Here is a 13,928-nt window from a genome sequence, read left to right as displayed (position 1 = left end):
AGAAGCTGATACAGACTCAGTGCCTGAAAAATATTCACCTTCCTCCCATTTATTCCCTTTGAGCAACAAAACCACTCTCTCCAACGTGAGGGTGAGTGGTTTACTGCGGCTGCCAGCTTCAGGCGACCCGGGAAATTTCAGTCACCGTCGCTTTATGCTGATCGAGCAGCGCAGCTTTGTCAGCATAGTAGGTTTGTACCGATTTTTCCTTAACGTGACCAAAACCGCGGATATGTTCCGGCAAGTTTGCCAGTGCCACTGCCTGTTCCAGATTGTCTTGGTTCAGACGCGCAATCAGGTTCAGGATCAGGTCACGATAATCAGTGATCAGGGCACGCTCGGAGCGGCGCTCTTCGGTATAACCAAAGATATCCAGCGCAGTACCGCGCAAACCCTTGCATTTTGCCAACAGTTTGAATACCTGCCAGACCCAGGAACCGTATTGCGCCTTCAGCAGACGGCCTTGCCCATCCTTTTTCGCCAGCAGCGGTGGTGCCAGATTAAATTTGAGACTGAAGTCACCTTCAAACTGTTGCTTGAGTTTGGCAGTAAACTCGCCATTGGTGTACAGACGCGCGACTTCGTACTCATCTTTGTAGGCCATCAGTTTGAAATAGTATTTCGCCGCCGCCGTACTCAGACGGTTGCCCTGTCCCAAGTCGCTTTCCGCGCTGCGCACACGGCTGACCAGATCGCTGTATTGCGCGGCATAGGCGGCATTCTGATACACAGTCAGATAATCAACGCGGCGCTTGATCAGACTGTCCAGACTTTGCGGCATGGTCAAGACAACATTCTGAGCAGGCATGGCAATTTTTTCGACTTTCGTCAGATCGACCGCAGCGCGACGTCCCCACAGGAAAGCCTTTTTGTTGGCGTCGACAGCAACGCCATTGAGTTCGATTGCACGCATCAGCGCTGCTTCTGATACAGGAATCGCACCTTTCTGATAAGCAAAACCCAACATAAACAGATTGGTCGCAATCGAATCCCCCATCAACGCGGTCGCCAGCCGGGTTGCATTGATGAAATCGACCTTACCACCCACCGACTCACTGATCAGGTGTTCGGTTGATTCCAGCGGAAATTGCCAGTCTGCATTTTTGGCAAATGCACCGGTCGGCTGTTCATGCGTATTCACGACTGCACGGGTACGGCCTGCACGCATTTTAGAAATCGCATCATGTGCACCAGCGGTCAGGATGTCACAACCCAGAATCAGATCGGCTTCACCGGTCGCGATACGTTGCGCGCGCAGTTTGCCAGCCTGCTCGATGATGCGGATATGCGAAGTCACGGAGCCGTTTTTCTGCGACATACCGGTCATATCCAGCACCGATGCGCCCTTGCCTTCCAGATGCGCCGCCATGCCCAGCAAGGCGCCAACGGTGATCACACCAGTACCGCCGATACCATTCAGCAGGATGTTATAAGCGCTGCTGCAGGCTGGCAGTTGCGGCTCAGGCAAAGCACCGAAATCATCGCTCTTCGCGGTGCCGGTTTTTGATTTACGCAACTTGCCGCCTTCTACCGTGACAAAACTGGGGCAGAAACCTTTGACGCAGGAATAATCCTTATTGCAGGAAGACTGATCGATCACGCGTTTGCGGCCGAATTCAGTTTCCAGCGGCATCAGCGAGGTACAGTTGGATTGCACGCCGCAATCGCCACAACCTTCGCATACCGCGTCGTTGATAAACAGACGCTGATCCGGGTCAGGAAATTCGCCTTTTTTGCGGCGACGACGTTTTTCGGCAGCGCAGGTCTGATCGTAAATCAGCACGCTGCAGCCAGCGATTTCGCGCAATTCGCGCTGCACCGCATCCATGTCTTTACGATCATGCAGTGTGACCATCTCCGGCAATTGGGAGCGATCGCTGTAACGCGACAAATCTTCCGTCACCAGTGCGATACGTTGCACGCCTTCGGCCGCCATTTGCTGCGCCATCATAGGCACAGTAATCGTGCCATCGACGGGCTGGCCACCGGTCATCGCCACTGCATCGTTATACAAAATTTTATAAGTGATATTCACCTTCGCCGCTACCGCCGCACGGATCGCCAGATAACCGGAATGGAAATAGGTGCCGTCACCGAGGTTCTGAAACACATGCGGTAATGTCGAAAAAGCCGCCTGACCTATCCATGGTGCGCCCTCGCCGCCCATGTGAGTGGTGAGTTTATTGTGTTCAGGATAAATCGCCGTTGCCATCACATGACAACCGATACCGGCCAGCGCCAGACTGCCTTCCGGTACTTTGGTCGAGGTATTGTGCGGGCAGCCCGAGCAATAGTAAGCAGGACGCGCCGGGGTATTGACCTGTTTGGTCAGTACCACATCTTTGGCTTCCAGAAAAGCCAGACGCGCCTTGATCAGATCACTGGTGTGGAAACGCGCAATACGGCTGGCGATGACACGGGCGATTTGCGCTACCGAGAAATCGGCCTTGGAAGTCAGCAGCCATTCGCCACGTGGATGTACCCATTCACCTTTTTCGTCGAATTTACCAATCACGCGCGGACGCACATCGTCGCGCCAGTTATACAACTGTTCTTTGAGCTGGTATTCCACCATCTGACGTTTTTCTTCCACCACCAGAATTTCATCCAACCCTTGCGCAAATTCGCGGATGCCATCCGGTTCCAGCGGCCAGGGCATCGCTACTTTGTACAAGCGGATGCCGATATCGGCGGCAAATTGTTCATCGATGCCGAGTTCTTCCATCGCTTCCAACACATCGAGGTAAGACTTGCCGGATGCGACGATACCGAGCCGGGCTTGCGGGCTGTCGATGGTGGTGTGGTTGAGCTTGTTGGCACGGGCATACGCCAGCGCTGCATAGATTTTGTAATCCTGCATCAGCGCTTCCTGCTTGCGCGCCTGCACACCCAGTGTATCGAGCGACAGACGGGTATTCAGGCCACCTTCCGGCATCACAAAATCTTCCGGATACACGATGTTCAGGCGGAAAGGATCGGCATCGACCGAAGCGGTGGATTCAACGGTATCGGCCAGCGCCTTGAAGCCGACCGCACAACCGGAAAAGCGCGACATGGCCCAGGCGTGCAGACCAAGATCAAGGTATTCCTGCACATTGCAGGGATACAGCATGGGGATCATGCAGGCAGAAAAAATATGGTCGGACTGATGCGGCAGGGTGGAGGAATAAGCACCGTGGTCATCTCCGGCCACCAGCAGCACACCGCCATATTTAGCAGTGCCGGCATGGTTCATGTGTTTAAACACATCGCCGCAACGATCCACGCCCGGGCCTTTGCCATACCACATAGAAAACACGCCATCGTATTTGGCAGGTCCAATCAGATCGACAGTCTGGGTGCCCCAGACGGCGGTCGCGGCCAGATCTTCATTTACACCCGGCACGAACTTCACATGGTTCTGCTCCAGCAGTTTTTTGGTTTTCCACAAAGTCTCATCGAGACCGCCGAGCGGGGAACCGCGATACCCTGAGATAAAACCTGCCGTATTCAAACCCGCAGCCAGATCACGCTGGCGTTGTATCATCGGCAAACGGACTAAGGCCTGGATGCCGGAAAGAAAAATCGTACCGCTGTTCGATGTATATTTATCGTCGAGGCTGACATCATGCAAAGCAGGGGAAAGGGATGTTGTTGTGCTGTGTTGCGCGGCAGGCGCGGACGAGAGTCCAGCAGACTCCATCGTGGTGTCGGTTGACATAGTGGCTCCAAAATTTGTGATTTTTGATCGCAAAGAACATGCGTTGCATCCGGTAAGACACAAGTCTGTTCGTTTCCTGTAGCGAGGTATCGGGTACAGGTTATTGTTGCGTTGGCTGTGATAGCAGCCATTTTATTCGAATTTGTCAGAAATCTCGAGCTGAACACTTTCTACCGACATGACACACCTTATTAACGATAAGATCATCACTACAATAATCAGCTTCAGTTCTGATTTCGTTCAATTCAAGAAGAGTCCAAAAGAAGCTATCGATATTTCGCTGCAGCGCTACTTTGAATTCCGTTGACTTCCGTTGAAATCTGCTGTGATCACAGTCTAAGAGAACGGGCGACAGAAAGAAAATATGAAATTAAAATAGGGCTATCATTTTTTATGATGATCCTTATTTAACCCGCCTGAATTCAGGCAATATTCCCCGAAGTCGGGTCAGGCTGACCCTGTGCGGCTAACAGGATAGTGGCGACAAAGCCGCCATCCACCGCATTCGCCAGCACCAGTTCCCCCTGATGGCTATGCGCAATGTCACGCGCAATTGCCAGCCCGAGTCCCATACCAAGCGTGTTTTGATGACGCCCGTGTTCGAGACGCACATACGGTTCAAACAAACTCTTGAGCGCCTCTTCCGGTACACCGGGGCCATGGTCGCGTACCTGAATCGCAATCTTACCGGCTTCTTGAAACACCCGGATTTCAACCTGCTTGCCATAATGCAGCGCATTATCAATCAGGTTGCCAATCGCGCGTTTCAGTGCCAGCGGTTTGGCAATCACGCTGAGTCCGGATTCTGCAAATGCAATCTCATGCCCCGCCAGACTGACGCCACGCACCATGCGACTAATCAGCGCATCGAGCCGGATTTCGGTTGGATTTTCGTGAATATCGCTATCCTTCACGCATTGCAAGGCACCTTTCACCATCATGTCGAGCTCATCGAGGTCATCATGAAATTCGACACTGAGCGCTTCATCATCGAGCAATTCTGCACGCAGTTTCAGACGCATGATCGGTGTGCGCAAATCATGCGAAATCGAGACGAACAGCCTTTCTCTGTCTTCGATATAGCGTTGAATACGTTCCCGCATGGCACTGAAAGCACGTGCGGTATTCACGAATTCGCGGCTGCCGGTTTCCGGCAGTGCAGGCATCCGCTCCCCCTGCCCGAACGCTTCTGCTGCCTCGGACAATGCCGCCAATGGCCGTGTGATCCAGCGCACGACCAGGATCGACAATACCAATACCGCAGCCAGTGTCAGCACCTGCAACAAGACACGATCACCAGCGAAGGGATTATTACTTTCCAAAAAATAAGGATTCGGCATCAGGGTTGCCAGATATAACCAGTTCCCGGGTTCAAGTTCTGCCTGTATCACCAGTATTGGCGCGGGTTTTGGCTTGGTCACCAATATGTGCTGCACCCACTGGTCAGGCACATCACTGATACCGGATCCATCTTCAGCAAGGCGCAGATCAGCAGGCCAGGAAAACGCAACACGGATATCTGCCGTATTCGGCAGGTCTTCACGGATACCGTTTTGCACCTGACGTACCGCCAGGGCAGCCAGCCCCTTGTCATCAAAATCTTCCTGGGTCACCGGTTTTTTGTTGATGTTCACAAAAAAACGGGTGCCACCCATTTCGCGAAATTGTTGTATCACCAGTGAACGGTAATTGACCGGCAAGCTCAGGAAATAGCGTATGGTACTGGCAGCACTCCGTGCCAGATGTTGTGAAGATGCCCTGACTTCTGCTTCGGATTCGGTCTTTACCTGTGCCGCCCAGAATGCATTGCCAACAAACTGCGTCAACATGACGCCAACGACCATCACGATCGTCAACCTGCCCCATAAAGACTGCGGCATCCAGCGCGTCAGCCTGGCGGACAAGGCAGTACGTGTTGACACAGCATCAGACATTGGACACACTGACATCCGCTGAAAAAACATATCCTGCGCCACGCACCGTTTTAATCAGTATCGGCTGTTTACCGTCATCGTGCAAACGCAAACGCAGGCGGCTGATCTGCACATCCAGCGAGCGATCCAGTGGACCGACGTCACGGCCACGGGTTTCTTCACACAGAACACTGCGATCCAGAATATCGCCTGGATGTTCGACAAAATACTTGAGCAACTGAAAATCCATGCCCGTCAATGTCACCGGACTGCCGTCCGCATCCACTACCGAACGTTCCACCGTATCAAGTGTAAAACCGACAAACCGATAAAAACGTGGAGCGCTGGTATTTTCAATGCCGGTGCGACGATGAATCGCCTTGATTCTGGCCAGCAGTTCACGCGGACTATAGGGTTTGGCGATATAGTCATCGGCCCCCAGTTCCAGGCCGACAATACGGTCTGTTTCATCAGAACTGGCAGTCAGCATAATGATCGGTACATTCGAGCGATGACGAACGGTTTTACACAACGCAAAACCATCGGTATCGGGCAGCATCACGTCCAGTATCACGATTGATAATTCGTCGATATAACGCTGAAACTCTGCCAGAAACGATTCGCCATTATGGGCGAGCCGGACTTCGTACTGATTTTTTTCCAGATACGCTTTTAACAGCGTACGCGTTTTCTGATCGTCATCAACGATTAATATCTTGCGCATCATTTCCTGCTTTTGTTTTGGAGAGATAACGGGCGATTGCCCCCAGCCGTCTTTGCGTTTCCCCTATGGTCATCTGATCGTCCATGAAGAATCGGTGTATTTCTGCAATGATGGCATCTTTTGATATTTCATCGGTCGCCATGCGATGCACGAGACTCGGCACCTGCACGCTGCTGCCACGGGAAAATAATTTCCATGAAGCGCGAGAACAGCTGTCCATTTTGCTGAGATCAGGATTGCGTAACACGGAAACCGATCCTTTCACCTGATTGTATTCCGCCTGCAACGCAGGTGAAATCAGCATTTGGGCAAACTTTTCCTGCGTGGTGCGCAGACTGTTGTCTTTTGCCAGCATGACCAGTGTATCGATATTGTACAAATGGTAATTACCTGTCTCTGGCACAGCAGTGCAACCAAATCCGACATCGGTGACGAGCCCCATTGCATTGAGTTCGCCCTTGACCCAGTCGCCCATAATCATCATCGCTGCATTGCCATCCGCCAGCTCGCGCGCCATTTCCATCCATGTACGCTCCTGTGCTGACAACATCATGTATTTTTTCAAGGTACGCAAGCGTTTCAGGGCACGCGAAAAACGTTGATCGTAAAACGCAGCAGGCTCTTTTCTGACGAAGGCATCCTGATAAAAAGCCGGACTGGATTCCGATAGCAGGATCGTTTCAAACAGGGTCGCCAGTTGCCATGGCTCGGTACTTTGCGCCAGAGGGACAATACCTGCCTGCTGCAGTTTTTTGGCAATCTGCTCGAATTCATCCCAGGTACTTGGTGCACTCAGATCATATTTACTGAAGATTTTTTTATTGAAAAACAGCGTATTGGTTCTGTGCACACCCAGTGGTGCCGCCACCAGATGTCCATGTGACTGCACCAGACTCCAGACGCTGGGTAAAAGTAGTTTTTCCCATTTTCCGGAAGTGGCGACACTGTCCATTTCCAGCAAAAGACCGAGATCCGCCCATTCGGAAATCAGCACGCCATTCAGTTGTGCCACCTCTGGTGCATTACCGGCAAGCACGCGGCTTTTCAGGACGATATTGGCGCCGATGCCGGAGCCGCTGGGCACCAGACCGTCACGCCACTGGATATTTTCCTGAGCCATACGATTGTTCAGGACAGCGACCGCCTTTTGCTCGCCGGCGGAACGCCACCAGTGAAGCACCTGTAATGACTCCGCGCAAGCAGAGATATGCACCAATATCAGCAGAATCAATACCAGTACACCACGTTGTGGCTGGCGCCATATCGTAGCCATTTCCGTACCTGATTCCATATAGGGCAACAATATTTTTTTTGCTGTTTGCACCTGGGGATCCCTCTTTGTCTCGGCACAGACTATAGCCTAAGTCTGCAATATTACGGAGGTAATTAAGGATAGGGTTTTGTAAAGAAGTGTGAGCTTACCTTGCAAATACTTACCAGCAGAATTGCCCTGTAAAACAGGCTTCTGCCCCAGAGAAACAAACATATCATCCAATACACGACATCCATCTGCATTGTAAAGAAATGTAATCTCAACGACACGGTAAAAAACAATTTTAACCAATTAAATCAATTACTTAACATTCATTAATGCCATCAGGAAACTGTGTTTGGCATCACAATTTTCCGGATGTTACTGTCTGTCCGCCACAACATAACCACGATCGATCGCCTCAGCTTCCCCTGATCGGCGTGCAGACCGGAACGGCGCCCATATTCAAATCAAAAAATAATGACGGAGATATTATGAAAAGAAGCACACTCAGTGTTTTTCCCACGCTGTTCGCTATGGCAATCAGTTCTGGTTTCGCTCATGCCAGTGAAGCTGAGGGCGAATTCCACGGCTATCTGCGCGCCGGTGCTGGCAGCAGTTCCGCCAAAGGGCCGCAAAGTTGCTACGATCTTGGCGGCAACACCATGAAATACCGCCTTGGTAACGAATGCGACAGTTACTTTGAAGGCGGCTACACCAAAGAACTCGCGAAATCTGAAAACGGCGTCAGCTTTGTCGGCACACTCTGGCTTGATGCTTATAAAAACGGTTCGGATTTTGGCAATGCCAAACCAGAAATTGCTAAGGCGTATGTTGAAGCCAAAGGACTGGACTTTCTGAATGGCGGTGTCGCATGGATAGGTAAGCGCTACTATTTCCGTCCGGACATCCACATGCTGGATCTGCAATACATCAACCTGAACGGTACAGGCGGCGGCTTTGACAAGATTCCTGCCGGTGCAGGTAAAGCCAGTTATGCCATATTCAAAGACAATGACAGCACTGTGTTTGATGCAACAACGGGTCAGGTTCTCAGCACCAACGCGGCAATCCGCCAGAATTTCACTTATGAAGGTTTGCCAGTCAATACCAATGGCACAGTAGATGCAGCGCTGTCCATCATCAGCGCACAAGGTGAAAACAAACACAATGGCTGGCAATTTTCTATCTTTCATAAGCAAGACAAAGTACTTGGCGGCACAAATACACTCGGTTTGCAATATGGCGTAGGTCCGGGCACTGGCGTTGGTGGTCCTTGTTGTGACCGCATTGGCAGCTCGGGCAGCACTGCGCTGGGTTCAGACGTGACTCGTTTGCGTATTTTCGATGATCTCGTGATACAGCCGACCAAGCAATTCAGCATGGAATTTGTCGCCCTGATGCAACGTGATAAATCTGATGCACAAGGTTCCTCAACCTGGTCCACATTGGGTGTACGTCCTGTCTATGCATTCACTCAAAACTTCAAGTTGCAGGCCGAACTGGGAACCAGCAGAGTGACGCAAGCGAATGGCGGTGACGATCTGCGCCTGACCAAGTTCACTATTGCACCTACCATTGCGATGGGCGAATCTTACTGGTCGCGTCCTGAATTGCGTGCCTTTGTCACCTACGGTAAATGGAATAAAGCCGCCATCGCAGCAGTCAATGCCAGCAATAATTCTGGCCCTGTCTATGGTAACAACACCAGCGGCACCTCTGTTGGCATTCAACTGGAGACCTGGTTCTGAGGTGATTCCGATGTCATCCGGCTGTCATTGCACTGCTGTATCACTTGACTGTTGTGCAGCAGCGTGATGGACGGATGATAGACGCATCAATGCAGACGGGCGCATCCCCCCCAGCAAGGCTGGGTATAGTTCTACACAATTCTACAAAATTCAACACCATTGCTGACACCATGTATGGACAGCAAATACGGAGAAAATTAACATGAAACTGAAACACATCACAAACGCTATCATGGCCATCAGCATCTGCGCAGGCGTCTTACCGGTACATGCTGCTGAAGTAGAAGTCCTGCATTACTGGACTGCTGGCGGCGAAGCCCGGTCTGCTGCGGAACTGAAAAAAATCATGGAATCCAAAGGTGTCAGCTGGAAAGATTTTGCAGTCGCTGGTGGCGGTGGTGAAAATGCCATGACAGCGCTGAAAGCACGTGTCATGGCAGGCAGTGCACCGACTGCAGCCCAGATCAAAGGCCCGTCTATTCAGGAGTGGGGTAATGAGGGTGTACTCGCCAATATTGATGCCGCCGCCAACGAAGGCAAATGGGATGCGGTACTGCCCAAGGTTGTTTCCGGCATCATGAAATACAAAGGCCATTATGTTGCAGCGCCAATCAATGTACATCGCGTCAACTGGCTGTGGGTTAATCCTGATGTGCTGAAAAAGGCCGGTGCTACTGCACCAACGAATTTTGACGAGTTTTTTGCCGCTGCCGACAAGATCAAAAAGGCCGGCCTGATTGCAGTCGCTCACGGTGGGCAACCGTGGCAGGATGCAACCGTGTTTGAATCCGTCGTGCTTGGTGTTGGCGGCGCGGAATTCTATAAGAAAGCCATCGTCCAGCTGGATGCCGCCAGCCTGACCAGCCCGACCATGATCAAAGCTTTTGATACACTGGCAAAAATTAAAACCTACATCGACAAAGATGCCGCAGGACGTGACTGGAACCTGGCCACTGCCATGGTCATTAATGGCAAAGCCGGTATGCAATTTATGGGTGACTGGGCCAAAGGTGAATTTACTGCCGCTGGCAAACAACCAGGAAAAGACTTCCTGTGTCTGGCGGCACCCGGCACGGACAAGGCCTTCACTTTCAACATCGATTCTTTAGCCATGTTCAATGTTAAGGGAGCGGATCAGCAAAAAGCGCAACTTACCCTGGCGAATGCGGTTATGAGTCCGGAATTTCAAGAAGTGTTCAATCTGAACAAGGGCTCTATTCCTGCACGTGCCGGCGTTTCCCGCGCCAAATTTGATAGCTGTGCGCTGAAATCCATGGACGATATGGATGCCACCAGCAAGTCCGGCGGACTGGTGCCAAGTTTTGCGCATGGCATGGCGATTGACTCTGCCAAAGCTGGCGCAATTCAGGATGTGATTGCCAAATTCATGAATTCCAACATGACATCACAAGCCGCAGCACAAGCTCTGGCAAAAGCAGCAAAGGCCAAATAAGTTTCATCAGTTATATTCCGAGGCAAGCGACGTTCTGTCTGCAAAACGTCGCTTGCCTGAGGTCTCCTTGCAGCGACCTCTCCTTAGTTCCCGGAGACAAGTATGTCGGTCACATCCAGATCAGAAATTATCTTACCCACCACCCGGCATGGCACGGTTGCCCCATCGCGTTTACACGCACTGGCGGATCACTGGCTGCCGCGTATCGTGCTCTCACCGACGATATTGGCATCGTTGCTGTTCGTGTATGGTTTCATCGGCTTCACCGCTTATTTATCGTTGACCAATTCCCGCCTGATGCCCAACGGCGATCTGGTCGGCTTTGATCAGTATATGGCGTTGTTTGAACTCGATCGATGGTCGGTCGCCGCCAGCAATCTCGCCATTTTCGGTGGCCTGTTCATTCTGATATGCCTAATCGCAGGCCTGTTGCTTGCCGTATTTCTGGATCAGAAAATCAGAATGGAAGGTGCATTGCGGGCAATTTATTTATACCCGATGGCGCTGTCTTTCATCGTCACCGGTGCAGCGTGGAAATGGATATTAAATCCCGGCCTTGGCCTCGAAAAAATGGTGCATGAATGGGGATTTCAGCAATTTTCCATGGACTGGCTGGTCGATTCCGATATGGCGATTTATACCGTCGTGATTGCCGGCGTCTGGCAATCCTCAGGTTTTGTGATGGCACTGTTTCTGGCGGGCTTACGCGGTGTGGACGACAGCATCATCAAGGCTGCCATGGTCGATGGCGCCAGCTTGCCGACGATTTACCGCCGTATCGTGATTCCGGCATTACGTCCCGTATTTTTCAGTGTCTTGCTGGTGTTATCTCATATCGCCATCAAGAGTTTTGATCTGGTCATGGCGCTGACCGCCGGCGGTCCAGGTACGTCTTCGGATGTTCCGGCAATTTTTATGTATCAGTTCTCTTTCACCCGTGGTCAACTCGGCTTAGGGGCTGCCTCTGCCATGATGATGCTGATGACCGTACTGGCCGTCTTAGTGCCATTGATTTATCTGGAAACCAAGGAGACACGCCATGGCCACTGAAACAAGCCGACCATTCAGCCCGGGGCGGCTGGTAATTTATACCTTACTGGTGTTATGTGCCTTTTATTACCTCGCTCCGCTCTACGTGATGCTGACCACATCGGTCAAATCGCTGGACGAAATTCGCAGTGGAAATCTGCTGGATTTCCCACTGCATCCCAGTTTTTCTGCCTGGAAAAAAGCCTGGGGGGCTGCCTGCACCGGCGTTCGCTGCGAAGGTCTGGCACCGTATTTCTGGAACTCAGTAAAAATGGCAGTGCCGGCCGTGCTGATCTCAACCTTGATAGGCTCAATCAACGGCTATGTGCTGGCGCACTGGAAGTTTAAAGGCTCGGAAATCGTTTTCACCGCACTCATGGTCGGTTGTTTTATTCCATTTCAGGTCGTGATTTTGCCAATGGCACGCTTGCTCGGCATAGCAGAACTGGCGAACACCACGGGCGGCTTGATATTCGTCCATATTGTCTACGGTGTCGCTTTCACGACATTGTTTTTCCGCAACTACTACATAAGCGTACCAGATGAGCTGGTCAAGGCTGCCCGGATTGATGGTGCTGGCTTTTTCAGGATTTATCGCAGCGTGATTCTGCCGCTATCGGTGCCGATTTTCATGGTGTGTTTCATCTGGCAATTTACCCAGATCTGGAATGACTTTCTGTTTGGTGTGGTATTCGGCGGCACCGATGCGCAACCGGTCACGGTGGCATTGAATAATCTGGTAAATACCTCGACCGGCGTGACTGAATACAACGTAAATATGGCCGCCGCGATTATCGCGGCACTGCCAACGTTGCTGATTTATCTGCTGGCTGGCAAATATTTTGTCAGAGGACTGACTGCCGGTGCCGTCAAAGGCTGACAGCACCAGAAACAACGACATAACACAGCGATGCCTTCGGCTATGCCAGGGCATCGTCAAAGAATATCAGGAGAACAAACATGGCTAGCTTATCAATCCGCAATGTGCGCAAGGTCTATTCTAACGGTGCCGATATTTTAAAAGGCATTAATCTGGAGATTCAGGATGGTGAATTTTTAATTCTGGTCGGTGGATCAGGCTGCGGTAAATCAACGCTTCTGAACATGATCGCCGGACTGGAAACTGTCTCTGAGGGCGGTATTTATATCGGTGACAAATGCGTCAATGATGTGCCACCAAAATCTCGTGATATTGCGATGGTATTCCAGTCGTATGCCCTGTATCCGACCATGACAGTCAGGGAAAATATTTCTTTTGGTCTGGGCATCCGCAAAGTGCCGGCGGCAGAACAAAAGAAAATCGTAGATCGGGTGGCAGAAACCTTGCAAATGACGCATTTACTGGATCGCAAACCCGCGCATTTGTCCGGCGGTCAGCGTCAACGCGTTGCGATGGGCAGGGCGATTGCGCGAAATCCATCGCTGTTTCTGTTTGATGAGCCACTCTCCAATCTGGATGCAAAATTACGCGTGGAAATGCGAGCCGAAATCAAGCTCATGCATCAGCGTCTGGGGACGACCACGGTCTATGTGACGCATGATCAGGTCGAAGCGATGACATTGGGCGACAAGATCGCGGTCATGAAAGACGGCGTGGTACAGCAATTCGGTAGCCCGCAAGAAATTTATGATCAGCCGTCTAATATGTTTGTTGCCGGATTTATTGGTTCGCCATCAATGAATTTTTTGCGCGGTCAACTCATTTCTCATCAGGATGGTCTGGCATTTACCCTGAACCACCAAGGGCAGACAACGGCCTTGCCACTGCCTGCGCCAATGCTGCAGCAGTTGCGACAGAGCTATCAGGCGGGCAACGATATCGTGCTGGGGATACGTCCGGAACACGTGACAGATGCAATCAGCGCGCGCCATTCAGAAACGGTACATGACTACAAGCCTACGGAAGTGGATTGCACAATAGAGCTGACCGAGCCGACCGGGCCGGATACGCTGGTATTTTCCAGTTTCAATCAGGTGCGTACCACATGTCGCGCGCATCCACGCGCATTTGCAGTGCCTGGTCAAGCGATGCGCCTGGCATTTGATTTATCACAGGCCGTGTTCTTCGATCCGGTCAGCGAACAACGTCTGGCATGACGTCTGCAT

At 51.5% G+C, this 13,928-nt stretch carries 9 protein-coding genes; 5 read left to right on the top strand and 4 right to left on the bottom strand.

Annotated elements, in window-relative coordinates; genetic code table 11:
* Positions 1-118: 118 nt before the first annotated feature.
* From HV832_RS08840 to HV832_RS08825, 4 genes are all read right to left on the bottom strand, one after another.
* Positions 119-3,700, bottom strand: a complete 3,582-nt coding sequence (locus tag HV832_RS08840; protein ID WP_223827189.1) for an indolepyruvate ferredoxin oxidoreductase family protein — start codon at positions 3,698-3,700, stop codon at positions 119-121.
* A gap of 422 nt (positions 3,701-4,122) precedes the next feature.
* A complete protein-coding gene (locus HV832_RS08835; protein ID WP_223827188.1) occupies positions 4,123-5,634 on the bottom strand; it encodes an ATP-binding protein in 1,512 nt (503 codons plus the stop codon).
* Positions 5,627-6,340, bottom strand: coding sequence for a response regulator (locus tag HV832_RS08830; protein ID WP_176803301.1), 714 nt, complete (start codon positions 6,338-6,340; stop codon positions 5,627-5,629). The genes HV832_RS08835 and HV832_RS08830 overlap by 8 nt, the downstream gene beginning before the upstream one ends.
* Positions 6,315-7,610 (bottom strand): ABC transporter substrate-binding protein, encoded by a 1,296-nt coding sequence (locus HV832_RS08825; protein WP_176803300.1) that lies wholly within the window; start codon positions 7,608-7,610, stop codon positions 6,315-6,317. The genes HV832_RS08830 and HV832_RS08825 overlap by 26 nt, the downstream gene beginning before the upstream one ends.
* Before the next feature lie 473 nt (positions 7,611-8,083).
* Between HV832_RS08825 and HV832_RS08820 the strand changes: the two genes are divergently transcribed.
* The 5 genes from HV832_RS08820 (at position 8,084) to HV832_RS08800 (ending at position 13,919) form a co-directional block, all read left to right on the top strand.
* A complete protein-coding gene (locus tag HV832_RS08820) occupies positions 8,084-9,340 on the top strand; it encodes a maltoporin (RefSeq protein ID WP_176803299.1) in 1,257 nt (418 codons plus the stop codon).
* 202 nt (positions 9,341-9,542) lie between these two features.
* A complete protein-coding gene (locus HV832_RS08815; protein WP_176803297.1) occupies positions 9,543-10,793 on the top strand; it encodes an ABC transporter substrate-binding protein in 1,251 nt (416 codons plus the stop codon).
* A 126-nt stretch (positions 10,794-10,919) separates the two neighbouring features.
* Complete coding sequence (locus HV832_RS08810) at positions 10,920-11,843, top strand: carbohydrate ABC transporter permease (RefSeq protein WP_399310277.1); 924 nt, start codon at positions 10,920-10,922, stop codon at positions 11,841-11,843.
* Entirely contained in the window at positions 11,833-12,702 is an 870-nt protein-coding gene (locus tag HV832_RS08805; protein ID WP_176803294.1) for a carbohydrate ABC transporter permease, read from the top strand. Before HV832_RS08810 ends, HV832_RS08805 begins: the two co-directional genes overlap by 11 nt.
* Before the next feature lie 80 nt (positions 12,703-12,782).
* A complete protein-coding gene (locus HV832_RS08800) occupies positions 12,783-13,919 on the top strand; it encodes an ABC transporter ATP-binding protein (RefSeq protein ID WP_176803292.1) in 1,137 nt (378 codons plus the stop codon).
* Positions 13,920-13,928 lie beyond the last annotated feature (9 nt).

This window comes from Cognatundibacterium oligocarboniphilum (genome assembly GCF_013377855.1).
In the GTDB taxonomy this organism is placed as follows: domain Bacteria; phylum Pseudomonadota; class Gammaproteobacteria; order Burkholderiales; family Burkholderiaceae_D; genus Undibacterium; species Undibacterium oligocarboniphilum.
Note: the sequence above shows the minus strand (reverse complement) of the source record. Positions and strands in the feature narration are given on the sequence as shown.